The organism is Lysinibacillus contaminans, from assembly GCF_001278945.1.
Lineage (GTDB): Bacteria > Bacillota > Bacilli > Bacillales_A > Planococcaceae > Lysinibacillus > Lysinibacillus contaminans.
The window spans coordinates 447000-466538 of record NZ_LGRV01000003.1 but is presented as its reverse complement, the minus strand read 5'-3'; the positions used below and the strand labels follow the sequence as shown (position 1 = coordinate 466538).

At 38.4% G+C, this 19539-nt stretch carries 15 protein-coding genes, 1 other RNA gene and 1 other annotated feature; of the genes, 1 reads left to right on the top strand and 15 read right to left on the bottom strand.

The features are described from left to right. Positions 1-87: 87 nt before the first annotated feature. The 8 genes from AEA09_RS04585 to hisS form a co-directional block, all read right to left on the bottom strand. Positions 88-1959 carry a PTS fructose transporter subunit IIABC gene (locus tag AEA09_RS04585; protein ID WP_053582714.1) on the bottom strand — a complete coding sequence of 624 codons (1872 nt, stop codon included), beginning with the start codon at positions 1957-1959 and terminating at the stop codon, positions 88-90. 173 nt (positions 1960-2132) lie between these two features. Beyond that, positions 2133-3044 (bottom strand): 1-phosphofructokinase, encoded by a 912-nt coding sequence (gene pfkB / locus AEA09_RS04580; protein ID WP_053582713.1) that lies wholly within the window; start codon positions 3042-3044, stop codon positions 2133-2135. Continuing rightward, entirely contained in the window at positions 3041-3793 is a 753-nt protein-coding gene (locus tag AEA09_RS04575; protein WP_053582712.1) for a DeoR/GlpR family DNA-binding transcription regulator, read from the bottom strand. Before AEA09_RS04575 ends, pfkB begins: the two co-directional genes overlap by 4 nt. 321 nt (positions 3794-4114) lie before the next feature. Continuing rightward, entirely contained in the window at positions 4115-5827 is a 1713-nt protein-coding gene (ptsP, locus tag AEA09_RS04570) for a phosphoenolpyruvate--protein phosphotransferase (protein ID WP_053582711.1), read from the bottom strand. Continuing rightward, a complete protein-coding gene (locus tag AEA09_RS04565; protein WP_053582710.1) occupies positions 5821-6090 on the bottom strand; it encodes an HPr family phosphocarrier protein in 270 nt (89 codons plus the stop codon). The genes ptsP and AEA09_RS04565 overlap by 7 nt, the downstream gene beginning before the upstream one ends. A 996-nt stretch (positions 6091-7086) precedes the next feature. After that, a non-coding RNA gene (ssrS, locus tag AEA09_RS19465) (6S RNA) lies at positions 7087-7289 on the bottom strand. A 193-nt stretch (positions 7290-7482) separates the two neighbouring features. Further along, complete coding sequence (aspS, locus tag AEA09_RS04560) at positions 7483-9252, bottom strand: aspartate--tRNA ligase (protein ID WP_053582709.1); 1770 nt, start codon at positions 9250-9252, stop codon at positions 7483-7485. 19 nt (positions 9253-9271) lie between these two features. Further along, complete coding sequence (gene hisS / locus AEA09_RS04555; RefSeq protein WP_053582708.1) at positions 9272-10537, bottom strand: histidine--tRNA ligase; 1266 nt, start codon at positions 10535-10537, stop codon at positions 9272-9274. A gap of 153 nt (positions 10538-10690) precedes the next feature. Beyond that, positions 10691-10933, bottom strand: a binding site (T-box leader). Positions 10934-11096: 163 nt separating this feature from the next. Between hisS and AEA09_RS04550 the strand changes: the two genes are divergently transcribed. Continuing rightward, a complete protein-coding gene (locus AEA09_RS04550; protein WP_053582707.1) occupies positions 11097-12668 on the top strand; it encodes an N-acetylmuramoyl-L-alanine amidase family protein in 1572 nt (523 codons plus the stop codon). A gap of 46 nt (positions 12669-12714) precedes the next feature. Here AEA09_RS04550 and AEA09_RS04545 read toward each other — a convergent pair whose 3' ends face one another. The 7 genes from AEA09_RS04545 to AEA09_RS04515 all read right to left on the bottom strand — a co-directional run bounded on the left by AEA09_RS04545 (position 12715) and on the right by AEA09_RS04515 (position 19519). Next, positions 12715-13608, bottom strand: a complete 894-nt coding sequence (locus tag AEA09_RS04545; RefSeq protein WP_053582706.1) for a manganese catalase family protein — start codon at positions 13606-13608, stop codon at positions 12715-12717. A 50-nt stretch (positions 13609-13658) separates the two neighbouring features. Next, complete coding sequence (locus tag AEA09_RS04540) at positions 13659-13874, bottom strand: DUF2642 domain-containing protein (RefSeq protein WP_053582705.1); 216 nt, start codon at positions 13872-13874, stop codon at positions 13659-13661. A 77-nt stretch (positions 13875-13951) separates the two neighbouring features. Then, on the bottom strand, positions 13952-14392 hold the full coding sequence (gene dtd / locus AEA09_RS04535; RefSeq protein WP_053582704.1) for a D-aminoacyl-tRNA deacylase: 441 nt from the start codon (positions 14390-14392) through the stop codon (positions 13952-13954). A 96-nt stretch (positions 14393-14488) separates the two neighbouring features. Then, positions 14489-16684, bottom strand: a complete 2196-nt coding sequence (locus AEA09_RS04530; protein ID WP_053582703.1) for a RelA/SpoT family protein — start codon at positions 16682-16684, stop codon at positions 14489-14491. Positions 16685-16888: 204 nt separating this feature from the next. Then, positions 16889-17803 (bottom strand): pseudouridine-5'-phosphate glycosidase, encoded by a 915-nt coding sequence (locus tag AEA09_RS04525; protein WP_053582702.1) that lies wholly within the window; start codon positions 17801-17803, stop codon positions 16889-16891. 4 nt (positions 17804-17807) lie between these two features. Then, positions 17808-18899, bottom strand: a complete 1092-nt coding sequence (locus AEA09_RS04520; RefSeq protein ID WP_053582701.1) for a carbohydrate kinase — start codon at positions 18897-18899, stop codon at positions 17808-17810. Between the two features lie 107 nt (positions 18900-19006). After that, a complete protein-coding gene (locus AEA09_RS04515; RefSeq protein WP_053582700.1) occupies positions 19007-19519 on the bottom strand; it encodes an adenine phosphoribosyltransferase in 513 nt (170 codons plus the stop codon). Between the last annotated feature and the right edge of the window lie 20 nt (positions 19520-19539).

Genomic DNA, 19539 nt, shown 5'->3' with positions numbered 1-19539 from the left:
TTTTAATTTAATAAAAAGACAGTTTAACAAATTAAGGGCGCCCCATTAGTCAGCTCAGCTAACTAATAGGGCGCCCCTTCTTATAACTTATATTTTTTCTTCAATTGGTTTTTTCCAGAATCCAATCATTAGTGCTGTTACAATAGAACCAATTAAAAGTGAAATCGCATACATAAGTGGGTTTTTAATAGCCCACAATACGAAAATACCACCGTGAGGCGCTTGTGATTCACAGCCAAAGAATAGCGCTAACCCACCAGCTAGAGCCGCACCCACTACCGAACTTACAATTACACGGATTGGATCAGCTGCTGCAAATGGAATTGCTCCCTCTGTAATAAATGAAGCACCCATAATGTAGTTTGTTTTACCTGCATCACGTTCAGCTTGTGTAAATTTATTTTTAAAGAATGTCGTTGCTAAAGCTAAACCTAATGGTGGAACCATACCACCGATCATTGTTGCTGCTTGTGGTGCAAAGTTACTTGATGCAGCCATAGCGATACCGAATGCAAATGCTGTTTTGTTTACTGGACCACCCATATCAACAGCCATCATACCACCAAGAACAAGACCTAAAATAACAGCATTAGCACCTGATAGACCATTTAAGAAATTCATTAATCCATCCATTACTGCTGCGATAGGTGTATTTACAACAAACACCATGATTAAACCAACAATTAGAATACCGAATACCGGATACAACAGCGTTGGCTTAAGCCCTTCAAATGATTGTGGTAAATAAGAAAATACTTTTTTCAATCCAAGAATTACATAACCTGCAAGGAAACCTGCAATTAACCCACCTAGGAAACCTGCACCTCCTGATACTGCAAGTAGACCACCGACCATACCTGGAGCAAATGCTGGTCGATCACCAATCGCACTTGCAATAAACGCTGCTAGAACAGGAACCATGATTGAAAGTGCACTTCCACCACCAATTAAGTTTAAAGCCTCTGCAAGTGCACCTTTTGTTTCATATCCACCGAATAAAAAGGCTAAAGCTACTAATAATCCGCCACCAACAACAAATGGTAACATATTAGAGATACCATTCATCAATGGTTTATAGAAGTATTCTTTAAATCCGCCTTCAGATGTTGCCGCTTCAGTTTTTCCAATTGATTCACCTGTTGCTTTATAAATAGGTCCATCTTGATTTAGAGCACGATCAAGTAACTCATCTGTTTTACGAATACCCGCTGCAACAGGAACTTTAATGACATGCTTACCTGCAAAACGGTCCATTTCAACTTGCTTATCAGCCGCAACGATAATCGCTGTTGCTTTTTCAATTTCTTCTGCCGTTAATGCACCTTTAACACCAGTTGAACCATTCGTTTCAACCTTAAATGCAATGCCTCTTTCTTTCGCTTTTGCCTTTAATGCATCGGCTGCCATATACGTATGGGCAATACCTGTAGGACATGCTGTTACTGCTAGAATTAATTTTTCATCTTCTTTTCCACCTACAGTTACTTCTTCTTCTCCGTCTTCTTCTTTTTCTTTGGCATCAATAATATTGATAACATCTTCTGGAGATTGTGCTGCTAATAAATCTTCACGGAACTTAGCATCCATCAATAAGGAAGAAAGACGAGATAATGTTTCAAGATGCTCATTATTTGCACCAGCACTTGCTGCAATCATGAATAAAAGGTGTGCTGGTTGTCCATCTAATGATTCATAATCTACACCTTTTACTGATTTTGCAAATAAAATCGATGGTGTTTTTACTGCGTCTGTTTTTGCATGGGGAATCGCAATTCCTTCCCCAATACCTGTAGTACTCTGAGATTCTCTCTTTAAGATTGCTTCTCTATATCCGTCTAAACTATTTAAACGACCAGCTTCATCTAATTTTTTTGTCATTTCATCAATAGCTGCAGATTTGCTAGTAGCAGCTAAATCGATAATAACGGTATCTTTTTTTAATAAATCCGTAATTTTCATAGTTGACCACCTAACCTAAAATTTTCTTGATAGTTCCTTAATCCAATAAAGAATCAATTTTTCTCTAGTTGCTAAATCTTGGCTAAATGCAGTTGCACGTTCTGTTACGACGGCAACTTGAAATGTTTCAATAAAGTCTTGATCTTTCGAATATGTCCCAATAAAACCTGTTACTAAATTTTCTTGATAGTCACTTGATCCAATAAAGAATCAATTTTATCTTTAGTTGCTAAATCTTGGCTGAAAGCGGTTGCACTTCCTGTTGCGACAGCCACTTGAAATGCTTTAATAAAGTCTTGATTTTTGGAATATGTGCCAATAAACCCTGCTACTAATGAATCACCAGCTCCTACAGAATTAAGCACTTTCCCTTTTGGAACGGTAGCACTATATACTTCCCCGTTTGTAAATAAAAGAGCTCCATCACCAGCCATAGAAACAATCACATTTTCAGCTCCCATTTCTACAACCTTTTTACCGTAAGGAATTACCTCATCAACAGTTTTAATTGCTACTCCGAACAATTCACTTAACTCATGATGATTCGGTTTAACTAAAAATGGCTTATCTTGTAATACTTCTGCAAGAACTTTACCACCAGCATCAACCACTACTTTCACTCCGCGTTTACTATATTCTCTTGTTAAATCTGAATAGAATGTCTTCGGCAGTGAAGGGGGGATGCTACCAGATAAAACCAGCATATCTCCTTGTTGCAATATTTCTAACTTCTTAAATAAATCCTGAATATTTTTTTCGGTCAGGACCGGTCCTTGACCATTAATTTCAGTTTCTTCGCCTGTTTTCAGCTTTATGTTTATCCGAGAGTCTTCTTCTACTTTTACAAAATCAGTATGAATACCTTCACTTTCTAACGTGTTTTGAATGAATCCTCCGGTGAAGCCTCCTAAAAAACCTAATGCTTTAGATGGTACGTCAATCGTATTTAGAACACGTGAGACATTAATCCCTTTTCCACCTGGAAATTTATTTTCACGATCGATTCGATTTAAATGACCTATTTGAAAATCGTCCACCTCAACGATAAAATCAATGGATGGATTAAGTGTTACTGTATAAATCATGATGTCACAACCTTCATGTTTGTTTTATCTAAGTATTCTTCCATAGCTTCATTATCCAGATTGCTTGTTATAATACCTGCCTCTTCAATCTCCGCTACTTTTGCAAAGAATGTTTCTGTGAACTTACTTTTATCTGCCAAAACAAACGTTTCTTCAGCTAACTCCATTGCAATTTTCTTCAGAACAGCTTCTTCTGGATCAGGAGTTGTAAATCCAAACTTTACATCTATACCGTTCATACCTAAAAAACACTTATCAAATCTAAACTGCTTTAAATTCTCTTGAGCTACAGAGCCAACTATAGCTTTAGTATTAGCTTTTACCCTACCGCCTATTAAATAAGTCGTTATATTTGCTGAAGTTAATGCATCAACATGCATTAGACCATTGGTTACGATTACTATTTTTTTATTCATTAAAAACGGAATCATCTCTGAAACTGTCGTTCCTGCATCGAGATAAATACAATCCCCATCACGAATCATACTTGCCGCAGCTTCTGCAATTAGTTGCTTATCATGAAGATTTTTGGATGATTTATCTTGCATATTAGGTTCATCAATCTTTGAATACGGAAGAGTTGCTCCTCCATGAATTCTCTTCAAAAGTCCTTGCTCTTCTAAAAGCGCCAAATCTCTCCTAATTGTTGATTCTGATGACTTCGTTCTTTGTACTAAGTTCTGCAGATCAACTACCCCATTACGAGATAGTATATCTAAAATTATATGATGACGCTCCGCTGTTATCATAACCCTACACCCTCTTGTTCATTCATTCATTCATTCATTCTCATTACGTTTTATATTATAGTACAACAAATAATCAAAATCAATCATTATCAATCAAAAACACCCAAAATAGACTACTTACTATTTCATTTCCCTTATTATGTGTTGATCATCAAAATAAAAACGATAAAATATTTCTACTTAGCCTTATACGAAAAATCAACTCTTCTTCATTCGTAAAACCCTTCAATTTTTCTTTTTATTGTAAAAAAAGACTGTATACAAATTCGAAATTCTTCGAGTTTATCTACAGTCTGAATTGTGTAAAATATTATTTAGGCACTATTTCAATAAATACTTTTTCACGTAACCTTCTACTTCATTAGCAGTCGTTAATGTACATATTTGCTCAAGATGTCCAACTAATTCCGATTTAGATAGTTTGGCAATTTGCGCACGTGTATTTAAGATTGATGGTGCACTCATAGAAAACTCATCTAATCCAAGTGCCAACAAAATCGGAATCGCTATTTCATCTCCGGCCATTTCACCGCACATCCCTACCCATTTACCGTGTTGATGGGCTGACTCGATGACTGATTTCACAAGTCTAATAATAGCAGGGTGATAAGGTTGATATAGATAAGAAATCTTTTCATTCATACGATCTGCTGCTAAAGTATATTGTATTAAATCATTCGTTCCTATCGATAGGAAGTCTGCCTCTTTAGCAAACAAATCAGCAATAACTGCTGCTGAAGGAATTTCAACCATCATACCTACTTCAATCGACTCAGATACAGGAATTCCTTCCTCTATAAGCTTTTGTTTTTCCTCTAATAACAAGGCTTTTGCTTCTCTGAACTCTTCTAATGTTGCAATCATCGGGAACATTACCTTCAAATTACCGTAAATGCTGGCTCTTAATAGGGCACGTAATTGCGTACGGAAAATGTCTTGCTGATCTAAACATAGACGAACTGCACGATAACCTAAAAATGGATTCATCTCATGCTCTAGCTTTAAATAAGGCAGAATTTTATCGCCGCCAATATCTAATGTACGCACTACAGTCGGTTTACCTTGCATTTTTTCAAGAACAGTTTTATAAGCAGTAAATTGCTCTTCTTCATTCGGTAATTCTTGACGATCCATATACAAGAATTCTGTACGGAATAGACCTATTCCATCTCCACCATTTTCAATAATCAATTCAACATCTTCTGGTTTCCCGATGTTTCCAGCGATTTCAACATGATGGCCATCAGCACTCACGCTCTCTAAAGAACGGTATTTCTCAAGTAATTGTCTTTCCTCTTCGCTCTTTTTCTGTTTCTCTAAGTATTCATTTAGTACTTCTTCAGTAGCATTCATAATAACTTTACCAGTCGATCCATCGATAATAACTTGAGCCCCTTGAACGATATCTCTTGTAGCCGTTTTAGTACCTACAATAGCAGGAATCTCCATCGTTCTCGCTAAAATAGCTGAGTGCGAAGTTCTACCACCAATATCAGTAATAAAACCTTTAACAAATGTTTTATCTAATTGGGCCGTTAAAGAAGGTGTTAAATCTTCCGCTACGATTATTACGTCTGTTGATATGCGGCTAAAATCCGTAATCTCAACACCTAACAAATGTGATAGCACCCTAGTTGAAACATCACGAACATCCGCTGCACGTTCTTGCATATATTCATTATCCATTGCTTCAAACATTTCAATATACATATTGGACGTTTCTTGTAACGCAAATTCTGCATTCCATCCATCATCGATTTTTGCTTCAATTGCTTCAAGCATTTCTGGATCTCCTAATAGCAATAAGTGTGCTGAAAAAATAGCCGCCTTTTCTTCGCCAAATTTTCTATCAGCTATGTCACGAACTTCTTCTAATTCTGATTTTGCTTTTTGAAAAGCTTCTTTCAGTCTAATCTTTTCAGCATCAATATCCGTAACCCGTACTTTTTCAAAAGATAAATCAGGTTCTATCAAGCAATAAGCTTTTGCCACGGCAATGCCATTTGAAACAGCAATTCCGTTTAATTCTAACATTCTTCACCAATCCCATTTGAAATGATTACTTCAGTTACTTTATCCAATAGTTCTTTAGCGTCCGGACCCTCCGCTGAAATATCTACAACAGAACCTGATGCAACCCCAAGAGCCATAACGCCCATAATTGATTTTAAATTTACAGTCTTATCTTTGTACGTCATTGTTACTTCAGACGCAAACGGCGTCACCGCTGTTACTAATAATGTTGTTGGTCTTGCATGTAAACCTTCTGATGATGTAATTTTGTACGTTTTTTTCATTTGTATTTCCTCCTAAAAATTATTTCAAATCACTTCGACTTTTGTATATTTTAATTATTAAGTCATTACATTATGGATTGTTGCATTTTCTTCATCTCTAAGAGGTTAACGCATGTTCAAGAAGCATTAATGGTTCAATTGTAATTGGACACACTGGAACTAAACCTCTTGCACGGTAACATGCCTCTTGAGAATAGCCACAACCAAATAATTGAAAAAGCCTCAGCTTTGAAACTTTTCTGCTAGTGCTCCAGCAACTTTTCTATATTTTACTGTTCATGTTTTATCACGAGGCTTAAGTATCTCTGTTAATATAAAATTGATTAACATGAAGGTTTTTGGATGATTTGTCTTGAATATTAGATTTATCAATCTTTAAATACGGGTGAGTTGCTCTTTCAAGAATTAGCTTCAAAAGTCCTTGTTCTTCAAAAAGCTCCAAATCTCTTCTAATTTGTTGATTCAGATAATTTCGTTCTTTGTATTAGCCTCTGCAAGCGAACTACACCATTACGAGATAATAAATCCAGAATAATTTGATGGCATCCCGCTGTTATTATAACCCTACACCCTTTTGTTCATTCATGCTTATTACGATGTAATTATAGTACAAAAAAATATCAAATTCAATCATTTTCATTCAAAATCAATCAATTTAACTCACATTCTTTTTTATTTCATTTATTATGCGTTGATTATCAAAATAAAAACACTAAAAAAATTTAAACTTAGCCTTACACAAAAAATAAACTCTTCTATTTGCGTAAAGCCCTTCAGATTTTATTTTTTATAAGATGAAAAAAAGACTGTAGGCAAACTCTAAATCCTTCGAGTTTGCCTACAGTCTTTTTAATTATCTATACCGATTAGCTAAAATTCGATTTATTGAGTTCCCACTCCTAGGAAGATCGGGATGACTAATAACACATGTTCTTTTAAATGTAAAAAGCCATCAATTCTAATCGAATCAACAGCTTAAACAATTATTAAACTAAGACGAATCCCAATTATGCCGTAATGCAAGAAAAACATTCGTTTTGAACCCACGTTCTTGCAGGTGGGTGCCCGCTTTGTAACTTTAAACTTCCCGCTCACTTTGGGGCTTGTTTGCTGACACAAAATAGAAGGCTCCCAACGATTAATTGTTCGGTCAAAACTGTTTATAAGAGTATGCAGCTAAACGAACATATCAGGATTCGTATTACAGTTATAATAACATTAATTTTCAGATAATTCAAACTATATTCTATTAATAATTACGCATTCTTTCGAAATCACAAAAAAATACCTAGATTCCCGACATTTTCTGTTAAGGAACCTAGGTATTTAATAGTATCCGGCCGATGTCACTGATGCTTCTTACCTGAAACAACACGACAGTAGCAGATACAATTATTTTCTAAAAGGTTTAATCGCTAAGCTTAACTCGCTTAGTTGGTCTGGAGATACTTCGCTTGGTGCTGAAGTAAGTAAGCAACTTGCACTCGCTGTTTTAGGAAATGCAATTGTATCACGTAAGTTTGTACGGCCAGCAAGTAGCATAACGAAACGGTCAAGACCGAATGCAAGACCAGCATGTGGTGGCACACCGTATTCGAATGCTTCAAGTAGGAAGCCAAATTGCGCTTTCGCTTCTTCTTCTGTAAAGCCAAGTAGTTCGAACATTTTCTCTTGTAAGTCACGTTCGTAAATACGTAACGAACCTCCACCAAGCTCATAACCATTTAACACGATATCGTACGCTTGTGCACGTACTGCTGATGGATTTGTATCCATTAATTCGATATCTTCGTCGAATGGACGTGTGAATGGGTGATGCGCTGCATAGTAACGGCCGTCTTCTTCTGAGTACTCGAATAATGGCCAGTCAGTGATCCATAAGAATGCAAATTGTGATTCGTCGATTAAACCAAGATCTTGGCCTAATTTCGTACGAAGTGCACCAAGAGATGCCGCTACTACTGAAGGTTTGTCAGCAACGAATACTAAAATATCGCCGATTTCAGCTCCCATGCGCTCTATTAGAGAAGCTGCTAATGCTTCATCAAAGAATTTAGCAATCGGCCCGTTTAAGCCTTCTTCAGTTACTTTTAACCAAGCAAGACCTTTTGCTCCGTAAATGCCAACGAATTTTGTAAGCTCGTCCATATCTTTACGAGAGTATTTGTCTGCCGCACCTTTGATGTTGATACTCTTTACTTGTTTGCCTGCTGCTACTGTATCCGCAAATACTTTGAAATCACAGCCGTCAAAAACATCATTTAATGCAACTAATTCTAAACCGAAACGTACGTCTGGTTTATCTGAACCGAAACGATCCATTGCTTCTTGATATTTCATGCGTTGGAATGGTGCAGGAATGTCGATGCCTTTTACTTCTTTCATAACAGCTTGAATTAAACGTTCGTTCATTTCTAATACTTCTTCTTGTGTTAAGAAACTTGTTTCGATATCAACTTGTGTGAACTCAGGTTGACGGTCAGCACGTAAATCTTCGTCACGGAAACAACGAGCGATTTGGAAGTATTTTTCAAATCCTGCTACCATTAATAATTGTTTAAATAATTGTGGTGATTGTGGTAATGCATAGAATTCACCTTCGTGAACACGTGATGGTACTAAATAGTCACGTGCGCCTTCAGGAGTAGATTTTGTTAAGATTGGTGTTTCTACTTCTAGGAAGCCTTCGTTTTGTAAAAAGTTACGGATTGTACGTGTCACATCCGAACGCATTTTGAATGTATCGAACATCACTGGACGACGTAAATCTAGGTAACGGTATTTTAAACGAATATCTTCTGCTACTTCAGTACGGTCTTCAATTTGGAATGGCGTTGTTTTCGCAGTGTTAATAACGATTAAGCTTGTCGCTTCCACTTCAATTTTACCGTTTGGTACGTTCGGGTTAATCTGATCTTCTGAACGAAGGATAACTGTTCCTTCAATTTCAATTACATATTCGCTACGTACTTTATCTGCTAGTGCATGTGCTTCTGCAACATCTGGACTAAATACAACTTGTGTAATCCCTGTGCGGTCACGCAAATCAATGAAAATTAATCCACCAAGGTCACGACGACGTTGCACCCATCCTTTTAATACGACTTTCTCGCCTTGTAACACTTCAGAAAGCTCGTTACTAGCATGTGTTCTCTTTGCCATTTGTAATTCCCCCAACTATTTATTTACCTAATAGATAATTTACTAATTCTGAAAACGCGACTTTTTGTTGTTCGCCTGATTCCATATGTTTAACTGTAGCTGCTTGTTCTTCAAGCTCTGTTTCACCAAGTACGATTGTGTATTTTGCACCTAGACGATCCGCTGATTTCATTTGCGCTTTCATCTTACGGTCTAAGTAATCCATTTCCGTTGAAATACCCTTCGCACGGAATGAACTTGTTAGCTCCACTGCTTTTAGCTTCGCCTCATCACCCATTGCAATCATGAATACATCTAGTGCAGATTCTGTATCAAGCGTTACGCCTTCCGCTTCAAGCGCTAATAATAAGCGTTCGATACTTAAAGCAAAACCGATACCAGGTACATCCGGTCCGCCGATTTCCTCGACTAGGCCATTATAACGACCACCACCACAAAGCGTTGTAATTGCACCGAAGCCAGAAGCTGTCGACATAATTTCAAACGTTGTGTGATTGTAGTAATCAAGACCACGCACTAGATTTGGATCCACTTCATAAGAAATACCAAGTGTATCTAGGTACGCTTTCACTTTTGCAAAGTAGGCTGCTGATTCTTCCGTTAAGAAGTCCGTTAATGCAGGTGCAGTAGCCATTAATGAATGTTCACGATCTACTTTACAATCTAAAATACGCAGTGGATTTTTTTGTAATCGATTTTGACAATCCGAGCAAAACTCTTGGATATGCGGCTCAAAATGATTAATAAGCGCTGTACGGTGCGCATCACGCGTTTCTTTATCACCTAATGAATTAATGACTAATTTTAAGTCCTTTAAGCCAGCTGATTCATATACATCCATTGCCAGTGCAATAACTTCTGCATCGATGGCTGGATCAGCACTACCGATTGCTTCCACACCAAATTGTACGAATTGGCGGTAGCGACCAGCTTGTTGGCGCTCATAACGGAACATTGGCCCCATATATGAAAGCTTTACAGGTTGGTCAGGTGAACCGAACATCTTGTTTTCTACATAAGAACGGACTGCTGAAGCTGTACCCTCTGGACGTAATGTCAATGAACGACCACCACGATCTTCGAATGTATACATTTCTTTTTGCACGACATCCGTTGTTTCTCCAACGCTGCGTGTAAATAAATCCGTTTGTTCGAAAATCGGTGTGCGAATTTCGTTGTAACGATATACACGACATAAATCACGAATAATCGACTCTACTTTTTGCCATTTTTCCGATTGTCCTGGCAAAATGTCTTGTGTACCACGCGGCACTTTAAAATTCATGCAAAATACCTCCTCTTTGATTTGCTTATAAACGAGTTTAAGTGTGGACTGAGTGACTCTAATGCGAAGATGAACGTTTTCACCCAAGGTTGAGCGACTCCCTACCATTATTGAGCGCCCCAATCAAAAAAAGCCCTCGCCCCTTGCATATCTGCAAGGGACGAGAGCTATATATGCTTCCGCGGTTCCACCCTAGTTGACGCACAAAAAAACGTGCATCCTCCTCATAATCGGATAACGGCCGATTCCGTCTTTTCCTACTAAGTTAAACTTTTCAGAAAAGAGCCTCTCAAGTGTTGTTCACGTAATACATTTTTGTAGGAAAGATTGCAGCCTAGGTCTTTCCCTCTCTTATCCAATAGAGGTATACGCTACTCGCTTGGTCATAAGCGTTCAATCATTTTTTGATTACCCCTTATGTTAGTCACATCGACAGGTAATGTCAACTGTTTTCGTTTTTTTCAAGCAACAGTCAACAAAATAATGAATTCCGTGACCTTTTTCACACGAATTTCATATTATGAATATGATAAAATAGCACGAGAAAAGGAGGAATCCTATGATAAAAAAACAAATACATATTGCTTTCATCTTACTGTTACTATTCACGATTACGATTCCAAGTATGCAATTTGGACAAAAAGCTTCCGCTGACACAAGTGATCTGAAAGTAACAGGAACAATCCTTCATTTACGCGAAGGACCAGGTCTTTCCTACCCTATCGTTACTACGCTAAATGAGGGAGATACCCTTACTTCTATTGAACGTCAAGAGGACTGGATTCAAGTAAAAACTGGTGATTACGAAGGTTGGGTTGCTTCTTGGTTGACTACTCCAATAAAAGCTGATCAAACAGTCGATAAAACTGTCATTGCCCAAGTAGATCGGCTAAATATTCGAACAGAACCAGATATTTCATCGGTCGTGCTCGGTCAGTTATCTACAGGCAACCAGGCTGTACTTATACAGGAATCTGGTGAGTGGGCGAAAATTAACTGGAATGGTTTAATCGGGTGGGTATCGACTAGCTACGTCACAATTAACGAAACAACTGAAAAAATGACTGAAAAAACAACTGAGAAAACAGCAGATGAAACAACTAATACTACAACTACTACTTCTAAAAACACTACTTTCACTGTATTGGTTGACTCATTAAATGTACGTAAAAAGGCCGATTTAACAGCAAAAAAAATAGGCACTGTCTCAAAAGGACAAGTCTTTAAAGTCCTGAAGTTGGAGCATAATTGGGTGCAGATTCAATATAATGATAAAAAAACAGGTTGGGTATATAGCTTTTATGGGACATTTTCTGATACGGCTAAAACCTCTTCGACTAGCTCATCAAAAGAGAATATCGGCTCTGTCACTATCATTTATAACGGGACAAACCTTCGAACGGATGCTACAACAACTGCAGAAGTAGTCGAACGTGTTGATGCTGGTGAAACCTATCCGATTATCGGAACAAAGGGTGATTTTTACGAAATACAGCTAGATAATAAAACCGCATACGTCGCAAATTGGGTTGTGTCTACAGATGAAAAAAATACAGCTGTCAATAAAGAGAAAAATACTACTCGTAAAAAAGGGACTTTAAATGGCATAACAATAGTTGTCGATGCAGGTCATGGTGGTAACGACCATGGCACAACAGGATACCGCGGAACAGATGAAAAAGGAATTACATTAAAAACAGCTTCCTTATTGGCTTCAAAACTTAGTGCTGCTGGAGCTAATGTTATCATGACTCGTGAGTCTGATGAATATGTAGATCTCCGTAAGCGTGTATCGATTTCACATCAACATGAAGCAGACGCCTTTATTAGTATCCATTATGATGCAACGGATGACAGCTCTATTTCAGGCTTCACCTCGTATTATTTAAACGATAATCAGAAAGGCCTTGCTGAAGCAGTTCATAATGGGCTCGCTAGTAAAATCGATTTAAGAGACCGTGGCGCACAGCCTGGTAACTACTTAGTACTGCGTGAAAATCGTCAGCAAGCTGTTCTTGTTGAACTTGGCTTCCTTAGTAATGCTGGAGAGGAGCGCGCTATTACAACAGCTAAATTCCGCGAACAAGCATCTCTAGGCATCTATCAAGGCATACTTGATTATTTTAATTAAAATAATTAGAAAATGAGCACATCCACAAAAAGTGGTGTGCTCATTTTTACATGTTTTCTAGTAAGCGCTTTGCAATTTTTTTAAACTCTTCTGGCCCAATGCCCGGAGCAAATTCTTCTGGCATGTCATCTAAATTTGGGATATCATAGCCCTTTGGTGAACCTTCCTGAACATATAAACGCTCCCCCGACAGTGGATTAGTCCCCTTCCAAATACGGTCGATATCTTTATAGTCACCGACATTATTCCATGTGAAAAGTACATTACCATAACCCATATCCTCATATTTTCGAGCGTAGTCAAACACACGGTTATCGAGATTAGGAATCGGAATTAGCTTTGAGACCTCTACCCCTGTTGCCATTTCGATTGCTCGTGCATAAGCAAGCACATGCGTTCCACCACGCACAAGTAAATAGCCAATCATCTCTCTTGCCGTAGGATGATCCGTCATTTCATACACACGCATTTTATGGGTTCTCGCCCCGCACTCCAAAAAGAAATTATGCAGTAAATCCAAGACTAAATTGCCGCTCGTAAATACATTTGCTCCTGTCCACGGTGCCCCCATCGAATCGACCGCGAGTGATGTTTGAGCAGAGGCAATAAATGCTGCTGTTGAACGCATATCCTTGCCGTTTTGTAACGGTGTTAAATCGGGTGGTGCGGTGAATGAAGAACTCTTATTAAGTAAATTAATCGTATTGGCAACAAGCTCTACATGGCCAAATTCCTCTGCCGTAATACTCGCAACTAAATCGTAAAATGGCTTCAATTTCTTTTTCCCACGAAAATTGAAAGACTGATACATATAATTATTCAAGGTCGACATTTCGCCAAACTTTCCACCTAGCAGCTCTTGGACAGCACTTGCAGCATTCGCATCTCCGTACTCTACTTCTGGCAAATCGATCACTAATTTATTCACTCGTTGGAACAAAAAAGCACCTCCATTTTTCACAATATGTGAAAATAAAGGTACTTATACACTTATTTTCTTCTCACAGCTAATGTTACCCACACAATTTCTTCCATACGAATAAAAAAGGGGACTTGGCAAACTTCTACAACAATATGATCAGGTAACACAGAGGTTAACATACCTTGCTGTACATTTTTCACCGTTTGGACAACAATAGGCTGCCCCACTAGCATTCTTACTGTTTCATATAAATAAGGATTTGAAACACTCCCCATTTGCGACATCGAATTGCACTTCCTTCCTAATGCTAAAATGACCATAATCTATTTTAGTGTATGAAGGCAATGCATAAAGTGTGTTATTATTTCGACTCTAAAAGAATAGTAACAGGGCCATCATTCGTAAATGCAACGTCCATCATTGCACCAAAAATCCCTGTTTCAACTTGTAAGCCGTATTCACGAAGGGCATCATTGAAAGCCTCCCATAGCGGCTCTGCAATTTCTGGTCTTGCCGCACCTGTAAAGCTTGGCCGATTTCCTTTTTTCGTATCACCATACAAGGTAAATTGTGAGACAGATAAGATTGCTCCTCCATGCTCTAAAATCGAATGATTCATCTTACCATCTGCATCTTCCCAAAGACGTAAATTGGCGATTTTTTTTGCAAGGTAGGCAATATCCTCTGTTGTATCCTCGTGCGTGATGCCTACAAGAAGTACATAACCACGATCAATTGCGCCCGTGACTTCTCCATCAACAGTCACGGATGCTGCTTTACTGCGTTGTAAGACTACTTTCATTATTTGAAACCTCAATTCTATTAAAGTCACTTCGATGTAGTTGCCACTACAGCTTGGCATACCATTATTCAGCACTTGTTAATCTACTAAATATGGTTAATTTATAACACGTTGCACAGAATAAATATCAGGAATTTGTTTAATACGTTCCACGACTTTATGCAAGTGCGAAATATTTGAAATCGAAATCGTCAAATGGATGGTTGCTATTTTGTCACGATCTGCACGACCGCTCACAGCTAGAATATTTGTTTTCGTTTCGCTGACAATATGCATAACTTCGTTTAAAAGGCCTGGACGATCGAAGGCAGCAACCTCAATATCAACAGGATATTCTTTTTTCTCTGGAGCTAGCCCATCTTCCCATTCTACTTCGATTAAACGGTCTTGCTCACCCTCGACTTGAATGTTCGGACAATCTGAACGATGGACTGAAACCCCACGTCCCTTTGTAATAAAGCCAACAATTTCATCTCCAGGTACCGGTGTACAACAACGTGATAATCGAATGAGCATATTTTCGATATCTTTCACAATAACACCTGATTCCGTGCGTCTTTGCGGAATTGGATTTTTCATTTTTTGTTCAATTTTTTCAAGTGCTTCTTCCTGCTCACGCTCTTTACGGCGTTTTTCAGCAAGACGATTGACAACTTGCTGTGCTGTAATACCATTCACAGCGACATTCGCATATAGATCTTCTTCATTTGTATAGTTCAGTTTGTCACAAACACGTTTGAGATTTTCAGCAGACAATGTTTCCTTGATGTCATAACTTTGCGAGCGAATTTCCTTCTCAATCATCTCTTTACCTTTAACGATGTTGTCTTCACGTAGGTGACGTTTGAAAAATTGTTTAATTTTATTTTTTGCTTGTGATGATTGCGCAATTTTTAACCAGTCACGGCTTGGGCCAAAGGATTGTTTTGACGTTAAAATTTCAATGATATCCCCCGTTTTAAGTGGCGTATCCAATGTGACCATTTTGCCGTTAATTTTTGCGCCAATTGTACGATTTCCGACTTCTGAATGCACACGGTATGCAAAGTCGATTGGTACTGAACCAGCTGGTAATTCAACGACATCTCCCTCAGGTGTAAATACGTAGACCATATCCGAGAATAAATCGAATTTTAATGACTCCATAAATTCTTCTGCATTTGAAGATTCATTTTGGAATTCTAATATTTCACGGAACCACGTCAGTTTTTGGTCAACATTTTGCTTCTCAATATCAACCTTTTTACCTTCTTTATATGCCCAGTGCGCAGCAATCCCGTATTCGGCAATTCGATGCATTTCCTTCGTACGAATTTGCACCTCAAGTGGATCTCCGTAAGGTCCAATCACAGTCGTATGTAGTGACTGATATAAATTTTGTTTTGGCATCGCAATATAGTCCTTGAAACGACCTGGCATTGGCTTCCAGAGTGTATGCACAATTCCTAACACGGCATAACAATCTTTAATGCTATCAACGAGCACACGAATCGCTAGTAAATCATAAATTTCGTTAAATTGCTTTTTTTGTAACACCATCTTGCGATAAATACTATAAATATGCTTAGGGCGCCCATAAATATCCGCATCAATTTCTACATCAGTAAGTTGAGACTTCATTTCGCCCATTACATTATCTAAATAGGCCTCGCGCTCATCACGTTTCTTTTTCATAAGACTTACAATGCGATAATATTGTTGAGGATTTAAGTAACGTAGAGCTGTATCTTCTAACTCCCACTTCACCGTAGAAATCCCAAGACGATGTGCAAGTGGCGCAAAAATTTCAAGGGTCTCTTTCGAAATACGACGCTGTTTTTCAGCAGGCAAATGCTTTAACGTCCGCATATTGTGTAGACGGTCAGCAAGTTTAATCAAAATGACGCGGATATCCTGAGCCATTGCAATAAACATTTTCCGATGATTTTCCGCCTGCTGTGCTTCTTTCGATAAATATTTTATTTTTCCGAGCTTCGTTACGCCGTCAACGAGCATCGCTACATCTTCACCAAATTCACGCACTAAGTCGTCGCGCGTAAACTCTGTATCTTCTACTACATCATGCAAAAAACCGGCTGCGACCGTTTCTGGATCCATTTGTAGTTCAGCTAAAATACCGGCAACTTGTACCGGGTGAATAATATACGGTTCGCCAGAGCTACGGAACTGCTCAATATGCGCGTCCCTTGCTAATTCATATGCTTTTTTTACGAATGCGACGTTTTCGTCATTCATATAGGATTTGACTAAATCAAAAACATCTTGAGGAGTCAAAATTTGCTCTTTCGCCATTATATGTCCACCTTGCTCGTCAAATTTTTCAGATTAGATATAACTTCAATTGTATAAAACATCGAGGGCTATTGTAAAGGGACTGTGTCATATAGTTTAGTTATTCTCGTGAACAGTTTGAAAACTGGAAATAATTTTCTATAAAATGAACAAAAAGACCCCCCACTACACTTCAAAGCGTAGCGGGGGGTCTTGTGTATACGTTTATTTTGATTGATTGAATGCAACAGCGATTTTCGCACCGACTACTGCATTGTTTTTCACTAATGCAATATTAGCATCTAGGCTCTTGCCTTCTGTTAATTCTTTTACTTTTCCAAGTAAGAATGGCGTTACGTTTTTACCTAGGATGTTGTTTTCTTCTGCTTCTTGTAAAGCTTTTTCAACAATGTTTGTAATGAAAGCTTGATCCATTGCGTCTGCTTCAGGAATTGGATTAGCAATTACTGCTCCACCCTTTAGACCTAATTCCCATTTAGCATGTAACATCGCTGCCACATCTTCTGGTGTATCTAATTGGAAGTTAACATCAAAGTCACTTTCACGTGTGTAGAATGCTGGAACCTTCTCAGTACCGTAACCAACAACTGGTACACCTTTTGTTTCAAGGTATTCAAGTGTTAAGCCGATATCTAGAATTGATTTTGCACCTGCACAAATTACAGCTACGTTTGTTTGTGCTAATTCTTCTAGGTCAGCAGAAACGTCCATTGTTGTTTCAGCACCGCGGTGAACCCCACCAATACCACCTGTTACGAAGATTTCAATACCCGCTAACTCCGCACAAATCATTGTTGCAGCAACAGTTGTCGCGCCTAATTTTTTCGTTGCTAGTAAGTATGCTAAGTCACGGCGAGAAGCTTTTGCAACACCTTGTGAATTCCCGAACATTTCTAGTTCTTCATCAGATAAACCAATTTTAATTTTACCATCGATTAATGCAATTGTTGCTGGAACCGCACCATTGTCACGGATAATTTGCTCCACTTCACGTGCAGTTTTTACATTTTGAGGGTAAGGCATACCGTGTGAAATGATTGTAGATTCTAAGGCAACGATTGGTAAGCCTTTCTCTTGTCCTGCTTTTACTTCTTCTGATAATACGATGAATTCTTTCATGTTGTTATTCCTCCATTTCATTTTTCAAAAGGTCTTCTGATAATTCTGGTCTGACAGTATATGGGGAAGCGAGTGTATTTTTTGCATTGGTTAGTCCTGCATCAATACATGCTTCCAATGGTTGTTTTGTTAACCAGCTATGGATTACTCCGCTGACAAATGCATCACCAGCACCGGTTACATCTTCAATTTTCGTGATTTGTTTTGCAGCAAAATGGCGTGGCCCTATGGCATTCGTTGCCGCAAAGACACCTTTTGCTCCTGCTGTAATAACGGCGTGAGTAATACCCGCATTCAATAGGTGTCGTAATGCATTTGCATAATCTTTCTCAGTATGTATTGCATGACCCACAATTGTTTCTGCCTCGTCCGTGTTACAAATAAACCATGTTACGCCTTTCAATGAATATGGTAATCTATTCATTTTCGGCGAAGATACTGGCACAATCACTAAAGGAATTTCTCTTGCTATAGCAATATTTTGAATATATTCCACTGTTTCCTTCGGACAATTTAGGTCAATAATAAAGCATCCTGCATTCATCAGCATTGTCTCATGCTGTTTTAACAGAGATGGCACTAATAAATCGTAAACATCCATATTGGCAACCGCTAATGCTAGTTCACCTTGTTCATCCATTATTGCTGTGTACGAGCCTGTCGAAGCGTCTGGCAGCTGCTCTACATAACGTAAATTCATAAAAGCTTCAGAAGCTTCTTGAATGGCTTGCCAATCAGAATCCTTGCCTGCTGTCGTTAACATCGTGACATCATGGCCAAGGCGCCCTAAGTTTTCCGCAATATTGCGCCCAACGCCACCCACACTAGAAGTAGAGCTCGAAGGGTTTGACGTTCCGAGTTGAACAGTTCCCTTAACATGAAACTTTCGGTCAAGATTTGCCCCGCCGATGCAAACGATTTCATTTTCTTCCGGTAAAATATAAGCACGACCGATAATTTTCCCTTGCTTCGTTAAACTCGATACTAAATTTGCAAGTACTGGACGTGACAAATTCATCTTATCTGCCATATCTTGTTGAGACATAAACGGATTTTGACGAATTAGTGAAAGTACAGCTTGCTCTCTCTCATTCATAGCATCACCTTTTATTATATTTGTTTGAATTATAAACTTTTGTTTTTAGGAAGTCAATGAAAAAAATGGACATATCTCATATTCTTATGAGATACGTCCATTTTTTATTAGTATTGAATTAATGTTTTGATGCTCAAGTCACCTAGTTTTGCACGACCATTTAGTTCAGTTAATTCGATTAAAAATGCGCAACCAACCACTTCGCCGCCTAATTGTTCGACTAAACGTACAGTTGCTTCAATTGTACCACCAGTTGCTAGTAAATCATCACAGATTAATACTTTTTGACCTGGTTTAATGGCATCTTTGTGCATTGTTAATGTGTCGCTTCCGTATTCAAGACCATAGTCTGCACTGATTACTTCACGAGGTAATTTCCCTGGTTTACGAACAGGTGCGAAACCAATTTCAAGTGCATAAGCGACTGGGCAACCAATGATGAACCCACGTGCTTCAGGACCCACAATAATTTCAGCACCTATTTCTTTTGCATACTTCACGATTTCGTCCGTTGCATATTTGTAAGCAGGACCGTTATCCATAATTGTTGTAATATCTTTGAAACTAATGCCTTCTTTCGGCCAGTTTTCAACTGTTGTAACATATTGCTTTAAATCCATTCGTTTGTTCCTCCTACGAA